This window comes from Flavobacterium sp. JP2137 (genome assembly GCF_050562195.1).
GTDB lineage: Bacteria > Bacteroidota > Bacteroidia > Flavobacteriales > Flavobacteriaceae > Flavobacterium.
Map to the genome: position 1 here is coordinate 58,567 of NZ_CP191647.1, position 16,775 is coordinate 75,341.

The 16,775-nt window shown below is 42.4% G+C and carries 15 protein-coding genes and 1 tRNA gene; 7 read left to right on the forward strand and 9 right to left on the reverse strand.

From position 1 onward, the window contains the following. Nucleotides 1-212: 212 nt before the first annotated feature. The 3 genes from ACQZ43_RS00290 to ACQZ43_RS00300 form a co-directional block, all read right to left on the reverse strand. Nucleotides 213-1,268 (reverse strand): tetratricopeptide repeat protein, encoded by a 1,056-nt coding sequence (locus tag ACQZ43_RS00290; RefSeq protein WP_430613813.1) that lies wholly within the window; start codon nt 1,266-1,268, stop codon nt 213-215. 131 nt (nt 1,269-1,399) lie between these two features. Next, nucleotides 1,400-2,341, reverse strand: coding sequence for a hypothetical protein (locus tag ACQZ43_RS00295; protein WP_430613814.1), 942 nt, complete (start codon nt 2,339-2,341; stop codon nt 1,400-1,402). Nucleotides 2,342-2,508: 167 nt separating this feature from the next. Further along, nucleotides 2,509-3,516 (reverse strand): 3-oxoacyl-ACP synthase III family protein, encoded by a 1,008-nt coding sequence (locus tag ACQZ43_RS00300; protein ID WP_430613815.1) that lies wholly within the window; start codon nt 3,514-3,516, stop codon nt 2,509-2,511. Nucleotides 3,517-3,666: 150 nt separating this feature from the next. Here ACQZ43_RS00300 and ACQZ43_RS00305 point away from each other — a divergent pair, with 150 nt between their 5' ends. Continuing rightward, nucleotides 3,667-6,081 carry a prolyl oligopeptidase family serine peptidase gene (locus ACQZ43_RS00305; protein WP_430613816.1) on the forward strand — a complete coding sequence of 805 codons (2,415 nt, stop codon included), beginning with the start codon at nt 3,667-3,669 and terminating at the stop codon, nt 6,079-6,081. Nucleotides 6,082-6,114: 33 nt separating this feature from the next. Here ACQZ43_RS00305 and ACQZ43_RS00310 read toward each other — a convergent pair whose 3' ends face one another. Next, the gene (locus ACQZ43_RS00310) at nt 6,115-7,068 is read right to left on the reverse strand and encodes an ABC transporter ATP-binding protein (protein WP_430613817.1); all 954 of its coding nucleotides are present in this window, start codon (nt 7,066-7,068) and stop codon (nt 6,115-6,117) included. Between the two features lie 376 nt (nt 7,069-7,444). On the opposite strand from ACQZ43_RS00310, the gene ACQZ43_RS00315 reads away from it, so the two are divergent. After that, a complete protein-coding gene (locus ACQZ43_RS00315) occupies nt 7,445-8,440 on the forward strand; it encodes a T9SS type A sorting domain-containing protein (protein WP_430613818.1) in 996 nt (331 codons plus the stop codon). Between the two features lie 81 nt (nt 8,441-8,521). Here the strand turns inward: ACQZ43_RS00315 and ACQZ43_RS00320 are convergent, their stop codons facing one another. Next, entirely contained in the window at nt 8,522-9,049 is a 528-nt protein-coding gene (locus ACQZ43_RS00320) for a lipocalin family protein (protein WP_430613819.1), read from the reverse strand. A gap of 255 nt (nt 9,050-9,304) precedes the next feature. On the opposite strand from ACQZ43_RS00320, the gene ACQZ43_RS00325 reads away from it, so the two are divergent. Further along, nucleotides 9,305-10,324: a T9SS type A sorting domain-containing protein gene (locus ACQZ43_RS00325; RefSeq protein ID WP_430613820.1), complete on the forward strand. Its 1,020-nt coding sequence runs from the start codon at nt 9,305-9,307 to the stop codon at nt 10,322-10,324. Nucleotides 10,325-10,400: 76 nt separating this feature from the next. Here the strand turns inward: ACQZ43_RS00325 and trxB are convergent, their stop codons facing one another. Beyond that, the gene (gene trxB / locus ACQZ43_RS00330) at nt 10,401-11,345 is read right to left on the reverse strand and encodes a thioredoxin-disulfide reductase (protein WP_430613822.1); all 945 of its coding nucleotides are present in this window, start codon (nt 11,343-11,345) and stop codon (nt 10,401-10,403) included. Nucleotides 11,346-11,522: 177 nt separating this feature from the next. Between trxB and ACQZ43_RS00335 the strand changes: the two genes are divergently transcribed. Both ACQZ43_RS00335 and ACQZ43_RS00340 read left to right on the forward strand, forming a co-directional pair. Further along, nucleotides 11,523-11,597 (forward strand) — tRNA-Pro (locus tag ACQZ43_RS00335). A 291-nt stretch (nt 11,598-11,888) separates the two neighbouring features. Beyond that, on the forward strand, nt 11,889-12,524 hold the full coding sequence (locus tag ACQZ43_RS00340; RefSeq protein WP_430613824.1) for a DUF4377 domain-containing protein: 636 nt from the start codon (nt 11,889-11,891) through the stop codon (nt 12,522-12,524). Nucleotides 12,525-12,647: 123 nt separating this feature from the next. On the opposite strand, the gene ACQZ43_RS00345 is transcribed toward ACQZ43_RS00340, so the two are convergent. Then, nucleotides 12,648-13,271 (reverse strand): CatB-related O-acetyltransferase, encoded by a 624-nt coding sequence (locus ACQZ43_RS00345; protein ID WP_430613825.1) that lies wholly within the window; start codon nt 13,269-13,271, stop codon nt 12,648-12,650. A 159-nt stretch (nt 13,272-13,430) separates the two neighbouring features. Between ACQZ43_RS00345 and ACQZ43_RS00350 the strand changes: the two genes are divergently transcribed. Both ACQZ43_RS00350 and ACQZ43_RS00355 read left to right on the forward strand, forming a co-directional pair. Beyond that, nucleotides 13,431-14,324 (forward strand): LysR family transcriptional regulator, encoded by an 894-nt coding sequence (locus tag ACQZ43_RS00350; RefSeq protein ID WP_430613826.1) that lies wholly within the window; start codon nt 13,431-13,433, stop codon nt 14,322-14,324. Between the two features lie 76 nt (nt 14,325-14,400). Beyond that, nucleotides 14,401-15,330 (forward strand): YeiH family protein, encoded by a 930-nt coding sequence (locus tag ACQZ43_RS00355; RefSeq protein WP_430613827.1) that lies wholly within the window; start codon nt 14,401-14,403, stop codon nt 15,328-15,330. A 49-nt stretch (nt 15,331-15,379) separates the two neighbouring features. Here ACQZ43_RS00355 and ACQZ43_RS00360 read toward each other — a convergent pair whose 3' ends face one another. Continuing rightward, nucleotides 15,380-16,105 carry a tRNA threonylcarbamoyladenosine dehydratase gene (locus ACQZ43_RS00360; protein WP_430613828.1) on the reverse strand — a complete coding sequence of 242 codons (726 nt, stop codon included), beginning with the start codon at nt 16,103-16,105 and terminating at the stop codon, nt 15,380-15,382. After that, entirely contained in the window at nt 16,102-16,773 is a 672-nt protein-coding gene (locus tag ACQZ43_RS00365; protein WP_430613829.1) for a TatD family hydrolase, read from the reverse strand. The genes ACQZ43_RS00360 and ACQZ43_RS00365 overlap by 4 nt, the downstream gene beginning before the upstream one ends. Nucleotides 16,774-16,775 lie beyond the last annotated feature (2 nt).

A 16,775-nucleotide genomic window follows, 5' to 3' on the forward strand; every position in this document is an offset into this window, starting at 1 on the left:
TGGATTCGATTGTTATAAAACGCCACCCGATTCTCAAGTTTTCTAATCAATTTCGCCCAAATCATCTCAAAAAAGCAAATCTTTACCTCCATAAAAAAAGTAAATCAGCAGCGCATACGCGAACATACTCGCGACAAGGCTGAGCTAGCGTTTATTGGAAAAAACGGGTAAAACGGGTTTAAATTATCGAAGGTTGAATGTCTTAACCGACTTTATTTCGGCCAAGTATAGCGGTTAGACCAGTCGTAAAAGGCAGCGACCTTGGCTTTGTTCTTTTTGTGCCACTGAGCGACATCCTCATCTTCTTGGTTAGCAAAAGCGATATAGCCAAAGGTTTCTATGAATTCCTTATTCTTCATTTCAATAAAATACGGACTGAGTACCTCCCAATAGAATCCCAAATTGCCTGCTTGTAGCTCTTCCATAGACTCGCAAATGACCTCAAACTTTCGGATGAATTTTTCGACTTCGCTGCTCTTTCTATTCTTTTTATCAAAATCCAAAGCAGACGCCATCGACAGGATCAAATCTGTGGATGAAAAGTCGTTCGCTAACTTGGGTTTGTCGTCGATGGAGTCGCGCAATACTCCGGCATCTATATTTATATTCACCGTTTTTTTGCCGGTTTGAGTCACCCCTTTCATCATTGATGCTTGGATGTTTTCAAGATTTTTTGTCGACCGGGAAGTTTGGGGCTCAACGATTAAAAATCGAGAAAACGCTAATATAGAAGCAATCCGATTGGTTTGCATTTCGAGTACCCCTAGGGCATTGAGCGAACTGCCGTGATTGGGATTTAGAAGAAACGACTTTTGAAAGCAGCGCACCGCCTCGTCATAGCGTTTGCTGTTGGAATAGGCAATCCCCTTATTGAAATAGAGTTGATAGAAATCGGGAAAGCGCTCGATTCCCCGATCGTAAATCAGCAGGGCCTCATCGGTTCTATTCAAATGGTCGAGTGCATTGGCATAGGTGACATAAAGCGTTTTAAAATTCCCTTCGGAATGCTCTTCAAGGACAGCCTTAGAAACCGCAATGGCTTCTTCATACCGCTTTGCCGCATTGAGCGACATTGCTTTTTCGATGCCTGCCAATACGTTTCCTCGGTCGGCTTCCAAGGCTTTATTATACTTATCTATCGCTCCTGCATAATCTCCCTTGTCGTGCAGGCTTATACCCTCTCCTATCCACTTATCTGCGGCGGCTTTATCCTGAGCATAGTTGGCCGTAAAAACCAACAACGCCCACAGTGTCCATATTATTTTCATCCCAAAAATTGTTTTTCCACAGTTCTTACCCTGCTCCAGTTGTTTTAGCGCAAAGAACTAACGATGGCGTTATCAATTTTCGAATGTAAATAAAATTATGTGATTATCCGTTACCGATATAACTACTTTTATCAAGCAACCACTGGAATTCCCTTTGCAATCCATTTTTTAACCTCCGCTACTTGAGACGGAGAAACCTCTGGGGCAAAGGCCAGCTCGCAGAGTTCGAGTTCAAACAATTCATTGTCAAAGGGGATAAACACGGTTTCCAATTCGCGCTTATCGACATCCGAAGTACAGCCCTCCCATTTTCTCCCCATCAATTCTACAAATGAATTCGAAAACAGGGTTAGATCCAAACACAAACGCTGCTCTTGTTCCTCGCTATACGCGGCATTTTTATAGAATCGCGAATATTTATCAAAGCCCAATACTATAAACTTTTTTCCGAATTGCTCCAAGATATGCTGCTGGATTTCACGAGCCATTTCAAAAGCTTTGACCTCCCCGTACAACACGGCTCTAAAATCCCATATACCCGCATATTTTTCTTGCTTATTGCGTATCTTAAATCCCAGTGCTACTCGCAAATCACTTTGTTGATCGGCGGTGTTAAACAGCGGCTTTAACCCTTGATTGTCCCGTAATGGAAGTCTGTATACCTGTTTGCGGCGATCCAACAATATACCGTCGCTGTATCCCAAGGGCAAAAAGAGATGAAACTGTTCATACAGCTCCAAATACTCCTTTTTGTCTTTTGAAGCCTCTAAGCTCTCAAAGGCTATTTCTCTATCTTTTAACACCTGGACTGCCTGATCTAGTTTTAGATGGTGGTAAAAGACCGTCTCTTCGCTTTTGCGGTCTGTAAAACTGCGGTCAAAAAGCGCGCTCAGTCGATCGTTTACAATCAATTGCTGTTCCTTGGCTGGATGTGGCTTTGCGGAGGTCGACCAGAAAACGAGTTCTTCCTCTTCCACGATTTCCAAATCCTCGGGCACCACAGCGATGGAATCCTGAAAACCGTACTTTTCTATGGTGGTATTAATTACCGCAGCAAGCTGTTGTCTCATCATTTTTTAAAAATTAAATTATTATAGGAATAAATTACATAAAAAAAATCATTATCAAAAGCAAAATAGCCATAATAATGATTTTTTTAATAAAACTTACCACTTATTAACTTTTAAACCGCATTTTTAACTAATTATAAAAATTGCTGGGGTGTATGGCGTTTTTTAAACTACCAACGTATCAGGGCGCTAGCCCAAGTAAATCCACTGCCAAAAGCGGCCAAAACCACCAGGTCTCCCGGTTTTATTTTGCCGGCTTCCCAAGCTTCCGTCAGGGCAATGGGAATGGAAGCAGCGGTGGTATTTCCATACTTTTGGATGTTGTTAAAAACGCGGTCGTCCGACAAGCGCAATTTGCTTTGAATAAACTGCGAGATCCTCAAATTGGCTTGATGCGGAATCAGCATATCGATATCCTCAACGCTTAACTGATTTGCTTCTAGTGCTTCTTGAATCACTTCATTAAAGCGCACTACGGCATTTTTAAACACCAATTGTCCGTTCATGTGGGGAAAGTACGACAGGTCTTCTGGGTCGTTATCTCTAATGATATCGGTAACCCAACGCTTCCCCATGCCTGGAGCTACTACGCTCAACTCTTCAGCATGCACGCCTTCTGCGTGTAAATGCGTGGATAAAATACCGCTGTTGGCCGTTTCGGAGCGACTTAATATGGCTGCACCGGCACCATCGCCAAAAATTACGGAAACCGAACGCCCTCTTGTGGTCATATCCAAACCCGGTGATTGCACTTCCGATCCGATGACCAATATGTTTTTATACATACCCGTTTTTATAAACTGATCGGCCACCGAAAGGGCGTAGATAAAACCCGAACACTGATTTCGCACGTCTAAGGCTCCTATGGTTTTCAATCCCAAATCCCTTTGAACCAACACTCCCGGCCCAGGAAAATAGTACTCGGGACTGATTGTAGCAAAAACGATAAAATCGATATCGTCTTTGGCAATTCCCGCGCGTTCGATTGCTATTTTGGCTGCTTTAACCCCCATCGTTGTCGTCGTATCCTGCCCCTTGACAATATGTCTACGCTCGTGAATTCCGGTGCGTTCTACGATCCATTCATCATTGGTATCCATTATTTTTGACAAGTCCTCATTGGTCACTACGTTGTCCGGTACGTAATAGCCCAATCCGGTTATTTTTGATTGGTACATAGTTGTTGCATTTAGTTGTTTGAGAAAACAAAAATACACTTTTTAAAAGAGTGAAATCCACCGGTTTTAAAAAAGAGGTTTGTCAAAAAATGGCATACTCTATTTTTTTATAGTAACTTGCCTTTTTCGTTCAATTTAACCTAACGCTACATGAAGATATTTTACGCATCGTTATTGGGCTTACTCCTATCAACCGCTATGCTTGCACAAGAAAACATCAACTATCAAAAGCCTTCCAAAGAAATCTTAGCCCTGACGGAATTCGAAAGAGCCCCGACGGTTTCTATGGATTCTAAAAAGGAATATTTATTATTGAGCTACCGCAGTACCTACAAAACCCTTGAAGACCTAAACGAAGAGGAGATGAAATTGGCCGGATTGCGCATCAATCCCGTTACCAACATTTCCAGTACCGTTACCTATATCAGCAACCTTAAAATCCGCAAGATAAAAGATGCGGTGGAGACTTCGGTAAAAGGCCTACCTGCCCAACCGAGAATCACTCATTTATCGTGGTCGCCAGACGAGCGCAAAATCGCCTTTACCCACACGGGTACACAAGGTGTAGAGCTTTGGATTATGGATATAGCCACAGCAACGGCCAACCGGATTTCAACCGATTTGTTGAATGCCAATGTCGGAAATCCGATTTCGTGGTTTAAAGACAGCCAGTCTTTACTCGTGCGTACACTACCCGAAAACCGACCGGCTTTAATCGACCCCAAGGTCAATATTCCATTGGGACCGATTATTTCAACGGCGCAAGAAGGCACGGTCTCCCAGAACAGAACCTATCAGGATTTGCTCAAAAACAAAACCGACGAGATCAATTTTGAGAATCTGACCACTTCTGCCCTATATCGCATCGACCTCAACGGTAAAAAGACGCTGTTTAAAGCACCGGATATGTACGTGGGAGAATCCTTCTCTCCCGACGGCAATTACCTGTTGATAACCACTTTGGAGCGACCGTTTTCGTATATAGTTCCGCTGAGTCGTTTTCCGATGAAAACCGTGGTTTATCGCACGGACGGTACAGCGGTAAAAACCGTAAACCAAATCCCGTTAAACGAAATTATGCCCAAGGGCTTTATGGCTGTTCGCGAAGGGAAAAGAAATATGGCCTGGAGAGCCGATCAGCCTGCTACCCTGTATTACGTAGTGGCACTAGACCATGGTGACCCCGCCGAAACCGTTGCTTTTAGAGATGAAATCTTCTCGTGGCAGGCGCCTTTTGATCGAGAAGCAGCTTCGATGGTCAAAATTCCGCAGCGCTACAACCGCATTATTTGGGGAAATCAAAACACCGCCATTTTATACGATCACTGGTACGATACGCGGAACCTGAAAACCTATCTGTTGGATCCTTCGAAATCCGAAAACAACTTAAAAATTGTTTTTGATCGAAATTCTCAAGATTTGTATGCCGATCCCGGCAATTTTGAAACGGTGAAGAACGATTTTGACCGCTATGTATTGGCCATTGAAAAAAATCAGCTCTATCTCATCGGTGAGGGACATACCAATAAGGGACAAAACCCTTTTATAGACGAGCTCGACCTCAAGACGCTAAAGACCAAAAGGCTTTATACCTCCGTTTTAAAAGACGAGAAAGAGACGATCTATTCGATTGAAGACTTTAAGAAGGGCAAGGTTTTGGTCGCTTTGGAATCCAGCAGCGACTATCCCAACTATTACTTTCGCAACATCTATAAAAAGAACGATTTAACGCCGATTACGCACTTTAAAAACCCCTTTGAAAGCATTAAAAACGTCTATAAAGAGGTGATTAAATACACGCGTGAAGACGGTGTAGCGCTTTCCGGTACTTTATACCTACCCGAAAATTACGACCGCAAGGCAAAATCGGAAAAACTCCCGCTGTTAATTTGGGCATACCCCACGGAATACAAAGACAAAAACAGTGCGGGTCAAAGCAGTTCCAACTCCAATGAATTCACCTTCCCGTATTACGGATCGTTTGTGTATTGGGTAACCAAGGGCTATGCCGTATTGGATCACGCGGCCTTTCCGATCATAGGCGAGGGAACAGAAGAGCCCAATGACACCTATATCAAACAGCTTGTTGCCAATGGAAAAGCAGCCATTGATGCCGTTGATCGCCTGGGTTATATCGACCGCAAAAAAGTGGGCGTCGGCGGACATTCGTACGGAGCCTTTATGACGGCCAACTTGCTCACGCATTCCGATTTATTTGCCGTTGGTATCGCTCGAAGTGGCGCCTACAACCGAACTTTAACCCCCTTTGGGTTTCAGCGTGAACAGCGAAACTACTGGGAGGTTCCCGAAGTTTATAACGCCATGTCTCCTTTTATGACTGCCAATAAGATGAAAACACCAATGTTATTAGTACACGGGGAGGCCGACAACAATCCAGGGACATTTACCTTGCAAACCGAGCGTTATTTTCAAGCGCTTAAAGGTTTAGGTGCACCGGTTAGAATGGTCATCTTACCCAAGGAGAGTCACAGCTACGTCGCCAAGGAAAACATCTTACACCTCTTGTGGGAGCAAGATCAGTTTTTAGAAAAATACCTCAAGTAGGCTTATAAAAAATCCGGATAATTCCGGATTTTTTTATTGATATTTTTTTAGGGCCAATTTGAATTTCATCCCTTTATCCAAGTGCAAGGGATGGTCGAAAAAGACGGCTTTATTCTTTAAAGCAGCTTTGACCAAATAGCCGTCCCCTTTAAAAAAACACTCTTTGACCTCGACGTCCAAAACACCTCGAGGCGAAACCATCAGTTGATGCGGATACAACAACAGGGTGTCGTCGCTTTCTATTTCGGCATTAAAATCCGACACATACAATTCGTTTACCTCTCCAAACAAGGAAGCGATATACTTGCTCTGTGGAAATTCGTACAAGCTTTTAGAGTCGCCCTGAGCCACGATTTCACCGCCTTTCATAATCAGGGTTTGATCGGCAAATCCCAAGGCATCAATACTGTCGTGTGTGGCTACGATACAGCTGATGTTTTTAGATTTGAGATAGGCAAAGAGATTTCTGCGCAAGGCGCTTCTTCGAAAGTTATCGATATGACTAAAGGGTTCGTCCAAGAGGAGCAATTCGGGCTCTACAGCCAATACGCGAGCCAAAGCCACCCTTTGCTGTTGTCCACCACTTAAATATTTGGCTTTTACTCCGGCGAATTCCGTCATCTCTACCAATTCTAACAGCTCGTTTATACGGATATTTTTTTCGGTCATGTTGACGTTGGAAAGGTATTTACCCACGTTTTCCGCTACGGTGATATGCGGCATCAGGTCAAAGTCCTGCGCCAGGTATTTCATTTGCTCCATACCGGGTACCAAGTGAAACTTTGGTCCCAATACTTCGCTGTCTTTCCAATAAATCTTCCCCTCATCGGTGTCGAACAAACCGTAAATCAACTGTAATAAAGTACTCTTACCACAGCCACTTTCCCCTAATAGGGCTATATGACTGCCGGATTCAATTTGTAAATTAATCTGGTTCAGTACACGCTTTTCGTCATAAGCAAACGCAACATCTTCAATTCGCAACATGCTTTATTTTTTAAAATATGATTCTATACAAATATAAGACTTGCTCGGCGATTGATCAAGTCCTAATCGCGAAAAAAGAAATTATTTGCCACGCTCATTTCTAGACCGCGATGCCCCTGAAGAAAAGTAATCCGCTAGCGTTTGAAATAAACGAAACTCCGATTTTTAAAAAACAGTTGACTGAAAAGCGGGATTTCTATTTTGTCCGAGGCATTAATACCCTGAAAGAAGGCCATTAAATTTTAACTCTTTAACAAATATTTACACTAACAGGCTACATCAATTACCAAACCCCATGTTAATTATAATTAAAAAAATATAAAAAGAAATAAAAAAACACCTATTTTCACCTCCTCATTAACACAAACCATAAACTATGAAGACAAATTACTTATTCGTTGCGCTTTTTCTCTTTAGCATTCAATGGATGCACGCCCAGCCGTACCACAATTTTGAAGTGCGCCAAGAGACTTATACTCCATTAACACAACCCGAAATTCTCGTATTTGACAATTGGCTTGCCGAAGAGATCGACGAAGAAGATTTAAAAATGCCCCTCCCGTTTGATTTTTACTTATTTGACCAAAAAATCCAAGAGCTGTATTTTAGCGGATCGAGTATTATGACCCGTTTTGTCAAAGATGGCCGAACCTATTTTTCCGGTGTTTATGCAACACCAGAATTAGTGGATATGGCCTCATTAGACCCTACAGCAGCGGTACAAACCCAAATAGGCTGGCAGTCTGAAGGCACGGTAGGCAATCGCATCTTTAAGATACAAGTGAGCAATGCGCGAAGCTATTATGAGCTTGAAACACTTGAAAGCTTGGATATGGCAGTCAGTTTTCAAATTTGGTTTCACGAAACCTCCAATGCCGTTTCGATTCACTACGGTCCAAACAGCATCACCGATTTTTCAGTTTTTTCAGAACAAAGTGTTTTAGTTGCTGGAATGTTGGAGGCCAGTTTTGAAATCAATGAACAAGACTTGCCCATCAATGTTGTACAAAAAACATCTCTACTAACAGGAAACAGTAGCTTTCCCATTTTAAAGACCGACCAAATGGCTTATATGCTCGATTATCCGAAAAGCGGTTTGGTGTATCAATTTACCCCCATTACCCTCAGTGTTGAAAACCCTGAAAGCGCATCGGTAGCCTTCTCGATCTATCCCAATCCAACAACCGACGTACTACATATAGTTGGTGACCTCAACACCTCGAAAACCTATACCATTTTCGACCTTACAGGAAAAAAATTACAACACGGTAGCTTGGACCACAAAACCATCGATGTGTCATCGATAGCCAACGGTATTTACCTACTTAAGTTGGACAACCGCAGTCAAACCTTAAAATTCATTAAGAAGTAACCGCTGACAACTTTTGCTGCCAATAAAAAAGCGGGCTGCCTTAGCAATTAAGGCAGCCCGCTTTTTGTGTAGATACAATCACTATTTAGTCACTTTAACGTATTTTAAAGTCATCGTAAAAGGACGTGGCCCCTGATCGGTGATCACTGTGGCTGTCGTCATAGTATTTTCTTCAAAAGTCACTTGAGTAAATTCGGCATCGTTGTAAAAGGCATTGGCACTTTCCGAGTTTGCCTTAATTTTGTAGTCTGTCGCTTCAACTCCCTTTTCCCAAGTTCCCTTTCTATCGTCGGTTACCAAGATACAGGTTCCGGTAGTGTCGTCAAAAGCTTGTTCGTCCAAGGTGTTGTTTTGGTCAAAAATCACAATCATTTGTCGTTCACAAGCCGTTAAAGGCAAGTTGGATTCGTCAAAAAACATGCTTTCCAACTGCCAAGATCCTACAATAGCATCTACTTCAACCGGTGGATCTACGGGCGGATCAACCACAACTGGTGGCTCAACAACAACTGGCGGTTCGACAATGATTGGTGCGTTACTGTCGTCACTGCTACAAGCAGCCAAAGCAACAGCCAATACGGCCATTGCAAAAAATTTCATCTTTTTCATTCTATTGGTTTTATAAATAATATAAGACCCGCAAATTTAAACCATACTTTGAGAAAAAAAACCTTTCATGTCGCAAGTCGTGATTTTTATCAAAAAGTCAAAGTTTTAATAAAAATACACCTTTTAGAAAACGCTTGGTCGGCATATCTCGGATAATACTTTTCTATTTGAGTCGTAAAAATACAGTATCTCAAAAGGATGAAAAAAACGGTATAAAAAAAACGACTTACTTTTGAGTAGATAATTAAATTTTACATGAAAAAACTTCTACTTACTTTTTCTCTTGCGCTTAGCAGTGCATTAGCAACTCAGGCACAGACTTATAGCCTAAATCATTTTGATCAAGAATACAGTGCGCTAACGGCGGGGATTACCCTAAATGCGAACAGTTGGTTTTACCACAGTTACGACATTCCCCTTCCCTTTGCCGTAAAGGTTTTCGGAGACGAAATCAAAAACCTAAGCATCAGTAACGGTATACTGTATGCCGATTCAAAAAATACCGATAAAATCCAGTACCAGTTATTTGCTCAGAGTGCGGAGCTCTTAGACGCGGGCTATATTTTTAATCCGGGCGGACCGGCCACTCCTTCGGAGTCGCCATTAAAGTACCAAGTCGATGGTGTTGCGGGCAATCGCATCCTAAAAATCGATGTAGCCAATGCGGTCAACGGGAATGAGTACTTTGAGAATGACACCAAAACCATGCGCATCAACTTTCAAATGTGGTTTTACGAAGCTACTGAGCAAATCGAATTTCGCTACGGTGCCAATACCATTACCGATTTCGATTTATTCTTTAACGACTATTCGAGCAATGAGGTTAAAACGCCGAATTTCGCGGTTATGTTAGCCAAAACCATATTGGTAACCAATGAATTTGACCAAGAAGAAAGCGAATTGATCGAAGTGTACTCGTTACAGGGCACTAGCGAATCGCCTACAGGAGCGCTGTCTAGTTCTGAATTGGGAAGATTGGATTCGTACCCAAATAGCGGTAGGGTTTTTCAATTTAAGAATGCCAATTTGGGAATTGACAAAAAAGCACCAGGGACTATTGCCTTGTACCCCAACCCAACTACCGATGTATTACACCTCGCTTTAGATCAGGAGGTAAGCGCAGTGGCCTACACCATTTTTAACGTTTTGGGAAAAAGCGTTCAATCCGGCGTATACCAAAACAACCAGGCCCCGATATTGGTTTCCGATTTAAGTCAGGGCATCTATTTTATCAAAGTAGGCAACTACAAAACCGTAAAATTCATCAAAAAATAAACGGCCTATACCTACAAAAAAAGGGTGATTTTCATGGAGAAAATCACCCTTTTTTAATTGTATAAAACGGCTTGGCTTAGTCTAAACTGGCCAAATAGCGTTCTGCATCCAAAGCGGCAATACAGCCCGAACCGGCAGCGGTCACCGCTTGTCTATAGTCTTTATCTTGTACATCGCCACAGGCAAACACACCGGGTATGTTGGTTTTGCTCGTCTTTCCTTGAGTGATTAAATAGCCTACCTCATCCATTTCCAGTTGTGTTTGAAAAATTTGAGTGTTGGGTTGGTGTCCAATCGCTACAAAAAATCCGGTAGCCGGAATTTCTTGCGTTTCTCCGCTCACGCGGTTTTTTACGCGAATGCCGGTAACCACTTGTCCATCGCCTAAAACCTCATCGGTTTCGGTATTCATCAAAATTTCGATGTTTGGCGTATTGCGAACGCGGTCTTCCATAATACGTGACGATCTAAACTTATCACCGCGTACTAACATCGTCACCTTTTTAGTCAGTTTGGATAAGTAGTGTGCCTCTTCACAAGCACTATCGCCGGCACCGACAATCACCACCTCTTGATTTCTATAGAAGAAACCGTCGCAAACGGCACAGGCCGAAACACCTCCGCCCATTTTTAAGTAGTGTTGTTCGGAGTCTAATCCCAAATATTTTGCTGTGGCTCCCGTACTGATAATGACGGTTTCCGCATGAATTTCTATAGCATCATTGATCCATACTCTTTTAATATCTTGACTAAAATCTACCTTGGTAGCCCAGCCATCTCTAACATCCGTACCAAAGCGTTCGGCTTGTTTTTGCAATTGGATCATCATTTCTGGTCCGGTAACTCCGTCGGGATATCCCGGAAAATTTTCCACTTCGTTGGTCGTAGTCAATTGGCCTCCCGGTTGAGTTCCTTGATATAAAACAGGATTCATATTCGCTCTAGCCGCATATATGGCTGCGGTGTACCCCGCTGGACCAGAACCTATAATCAAGCATTTGATCGTTTCTATTGTTGACATATCTTTCTTCCTTTAATTAATATTTAGAATCCTAGCAAATGTATGTTTTTATTAAAAAGTAAAGCGCTTTATTTGATCGGAATTAACAATCGTGAAATAATTAAAAAATATCGTTGTTTTTATTTTGCGACTTAAAAAAATAATGTATATATTTGCAACCGCAATACAGGAAACATTCGGGGTGTAGCGTAGCCCGGTTATCGCGCCTGGTTTGGGACCAGGAGGTCGCAGGTTCGAATCCTGCCACCCCGACGAAAAAGCTCTAACGAAAGTTAGGGCTTTTTTTATGCGCTAAAATGGCACTATTTTGTATGGAATTATTGAGCAAATGCCGATTCGTTTATGTGTAGATGCGTGAATTCGCTTTGGATCGTCATAGCGTCGAAGGCAATGCATTTATAGTGAAGAAACCGATATGTTTTACTACAACAAGCGAATCAACGAATCCGCAAACAAACGAGACAATTGTTTGGTTTTATGCAAAAAAATTCGTATTTTAATATAATTAAACCGTAGCTTAGTGTGAATTAAAAATCGCACTATATGAAAAATTTAATCTTAGCTACTACTACTGCGATTCTATTGGGCTCCTGCAATTCTGGAAACCTTTACGAATACACCATTGCTTCCCAAGATGTGGACTGCATGGGTGTTGCGCCTCAAAAGTGTTTATTGGTCAAAAAAGGGACTTCTACTGAATGGGAGTACTTTTACAGTCCTATCGAAGGTTTTACCTACGAACCCAATTTTGAGTATACCTTACAGCTGCGCATCGAAGACGTACCCAATACGCCACAAGATGCTTCCTCGGTCAAATACACTTTGGTAAAAGAACTAAAAAAAGAAGCAAAAACCTCTGAAAACCTACCGATTGCCACCAACCAACAACAGCGCTTTGCCTTTGAAGGCACTGCTAAGGTCTTAGCCCTTGAAAAAGAGCCAATCGGCAGTCGAGCGGCCCAAGGACGCCGTGAAGTAGTTGTCGCAAAATTAGAAATAAGCAGTTCGACTAACCCTGCTATCAAGTCGGGTTCCATTGTCTACGCCGAATTAGTCGCCTCACCTACAGTAATGCCCGTAATTGATCGCGAATACGTTTTTACGACCAAAGACCTGCATCCGGCTCATGCTAAGGGGATTTATTTATTGGACACAAATGCGATGGATTTAACCTTATAACAGCAAAACACAATCTACCATAAAGCGCACATCGTTTGACTTTATGGTAGATCAACACGAACACCGCTAGGGTCGGTAATCGCAATTTGTATCGTCCATAAGCGCTTCGTGACTCAGCTTCTCTTACTCGGGCAGCGAATCCACTTCACCCCGTACCAATAGCGGAAGGTTTTCCGTGATCTTATCCAAGTCCCAATTCCACCATTGCAGCGCTTCGAGCTTATCGATTTGAGCTTCGGAAAATCGCTTTTTGATTTCCTGCACCGGATTGCCGCCCACCACGGTATAGGGAGCAACATCTTTTACCACAGTGGAATTGGCTGCAACAATGGCTCCATCACCTATATGTACGCCCGGCATAATGGTCGCTCCATGCCCCAGCCACACATCGTGACCAATGACCGTGTCTCCCTTAGTCGGGTAGCTTACACCATCCATAGCAGTGCTCCAATCCCCGCCAAAGATGGCAAAGGGATAGGCCGTTATACCAGCGGTTAAATGATTGGCGCCATTCATGATAAATACCACATCTGAGGCAATCATACAAAACTTACCGATTATCAGTTTGTCTCCAATAAAATCAAAATGGTATTTTACGTTTTTCTCAAAATTACGCACATCTTCAAAATCGTCGTAATAGGTATAATCCCCTACAATAATGTTTGGATTTGTTAGGATGTTTTTTAGAAAACAAAGTCTTGTATAATTGGGCAAGGGAAACTTCTGATCCTTATCTGGTACAGACATATACAACGTTTTTTTAAATAGCAGCTGCTAATTTACCATATAAATCAACCACTCCTCCTTCTCATACCAATAAACGACTGCATAAATAAAGGAATAAACAGCCGCTTAAATTTAAATGCCGTTAAAACCTTATCTTTGAACACACAACAAACATTTTTTATGGGGGATCAAAAATTAATCGTTTTTAAAACCGTTGCTGAAACGCTGAGTTTTTCCAAGACCGCGGATCAATTATTTGTCAGCCAGCCCGCTATATCCAAATCTATTCGTGAATTGGAAATAGAATTTGGCTTGCAATTGTTTCACAGAAAAGGAAATAAAATCACCCTCACCAACGACGGAAAGCGCTTAAAAAAACAGGTCGATTACATCCTTGCCCAATATCAAGAATTATACAGTCAGGTTGCGTCTTTAAAAAACTCCTTCCCCACACATGTTAAATTGGGAGCCAGCACTACGATTTCACAATATGTACTTCCACAACTACTTCCTCAATTTAAAAAAAGTTTTCCATTTATCGAACTCGAATTGCTCAACGGCAATACCCAAAAAATAGAAAAAGAGGTTTTAAAGCAAAATATCGAACTCGGTTTTATCGAAGGGCAATCGCAGAACAAACAACTGAAGTACCAGTTTTTTATGAAGGATGAATTGGTTCTCATCGCCCATCACTCCAATCCCATCTGCAAAAAAGACACGCTGAGCACCGCGGAATTTTTAACGATTCCCATCGTATTGCGCGAGATTGGATCGGGGAGTCTTCAAGTGATTCAGCACGTATTACAGGAAAAGAAAATCAAATTGCGCGATTTAAACATCGAAATGCACTTGGGCAGTACGGAGAGCATTAAAAAGTATTTGGAGCATTCGCAGTGCCTGGGCATCGTTTCCATACAAGCAATTCAAAGCGAACTCAAAGAAGGTACTTTTAAAATCATCGATTTGGAAAACATCGCCTTTGAGCGGAATTTTTACTTTATCACCTCCCATGGCAACAACAAGCCTTATGTAGAAAAACTCATCCAGTTTATCCTATGCCAGCATAACTTATAGTTATATCAAATAACTTTTTACATCTGGTAGGCGTGAAATTTATGACGGACTTTTGTATGTACAAAACGACCTCAGCATGAATTCACAACTCAAGAAACTTTCCTTTATAGCGGTGGCTATTTTATGTTTAACTCCATGGATACAACCGCCCGTTGCCCTGTTATTGGGTTTTGTTTTTTCGTTGTTAATCGGCCATCCCTTTCTTCGCTACAACGGTAAAGTTACTAAAATTTTACTGCAAGTATCCATAGTGGGACTCGGATTTGGCATGGATATTTACGAGGCGGCTAAAACGGGTAAAACCGGATTTTGGCTTACGGTAAGTTCGATATTTCTGACGATGACCCTTGGATTGCTAATCGGATACCGTTTGAAGATCAAGAGAAAAACCAGTTTATTAATCGCATCGGGAACGGCGATTTGCGGCGGAAGTGCTATTGCGGCCATTGCTCCGGTAGTCGATGCCAATGAGGAGGAAACCTCGGTCTCTCTGGCTACGATTTTTATCTTAAACTCCGTGGCTCTGTTTCTATTTCCCTATATAGGAACGCTGTTGGAGCTCTCTCAGCAAGACTTTGGCTTGTGGGCGGCTATTGCCATACACGACACGAGTTCTGTAGTAGGAGCGGCACAAAAATACGGAGACGAAGCCCTGCAAATTGCCACCACTGTTAAACTGGCGCGAGCCCTTTGGATCATTCCAATTTCGCTGTTGATCAGCGTGGTTTTTAAACAAAAAAAGAGCAAACTCAAAATCCCCTACTTCATCTTTCTCTTTGTCGTAGCCATCGTGCTCAACACCTATTTGGCCATACCGGAAGTGGTAAGCAGCACCATCGTATTGGTATCAAAAAAGGGACTGACCTTAACCTTGTTTTTTATCGGGGCAGGACTGACCTTAACCTCGCTCAAATCCGTCGGTATACGCCCTTTGTTACAAGGAGTTCTACTGTGGATATTTATATCGATCAGTTCGCTCTACGTCATTATCAACCACCTTTTTTAAGGAAAAGAGCATAAAAAAAGTCGGACAATGCCGACTTTTTTTATGCTGTTTATTCGCAGGGTTTCGCCAGCAAATAGCGAATGACGTATTCGGCTGAATGCAACCCAAACAGGGCCGGCATCCAACTGTTGGTACCGAAAAAAGACTTTTTATAATTGAGTCCATCGGTCATTTTCAAACTGCTTTCATCGGGTGTTTCCGTGGAATAAACCGCTTTTACCCCCGTGGTAATGCCTTCTTTTTTCAAGCGCTTTCGCACCTGTTTCGCAAGCGGACACACCGCTGTTTTACTGATGTCTTTAATCACTATTTTACTAGCAGACATTTTTCCGCCAGCTCCCATATTGCTAATCACCTTGACTTTTTTGCGTTTTGCGGCTAAAATCAAGTGAATTTTAGGTGTGACACTATCGATGCAATCCAATACAAAATGATACTCTTTCGTGACCACTTCATGGGTGCGCTCTGGAGAGAGAAACTCCTGAATACGCAGCAACTGCAATTCGGGATTTATATCCATCAATCGGTCGCCGACGATATCGACTTTAGCCTGACCGACAGTAGAATGCAACGCGGGTAACTGCCGATTGATATTTGTAATATCTACCGTATCCCCATCGACTATAGTCATACTGCCAATTCCTGCTCGAACCAAAAATTCGGCAGCAAAGGATCCGACACCTCCCAATCCCACAACCAAAATATTGGCGTTTTTTAATTTTTGCAGTCCTTCTTCTTTAAACAACAAGGCTGCTCTTTCCTGCCATTGACTCATGCTAATGCGTTCCTTAATTTTTCTGAAAACCCAAACACTAGTAGTGCCGTATTTTCAATGTATTGTTCTATTTCTTTTACTTCTAGTCCTTTGATTGCCGCTGCTTTTTGATACACCTCTTCCAGGGTTTCTTCCATGGTGTCGGTTTCTAAAAAAAACCGATCGTGGGGAACCTCCATAAAAACCGTCGCGAGCTTGTCGTTGCGCAATAAATATTTGCCAAACGAGAGGTAACAACCCGCCTGCAGCAATTGCCGCATAATCGGTAGGTTTTTTGAAAAGCCGTGAATGACAAAAGGCACGCTGATGTTTAACCGCTTTCGCACTGCCAAGAGCTCCTGAAAGGCGCTGACGCAATGAATAATCACCGGTTTTTGATGCTGCTCTGCCAAGGCCAGCTGACGTTCAAAAACGGCTATTTGGATATCCATGGGCATTGCTATGCGCTTGTCTAAACCGCATTCCCCCAAAGCCAAACAGCGATCGCTCTGCAGTTGCCTATCGATAACTGCCAAATGCGATTCCAGCGACTCCTCCACGATATACCACGGATGAATTCCGATGGAATAAAACGGTAGCGCGCCATCAAAATCACCTGGATATTGATTGACAATATCCAAAGTGGTTCGATCATTCGATGCGCGATGCGTGTGCAGGTTAATCTTCACGC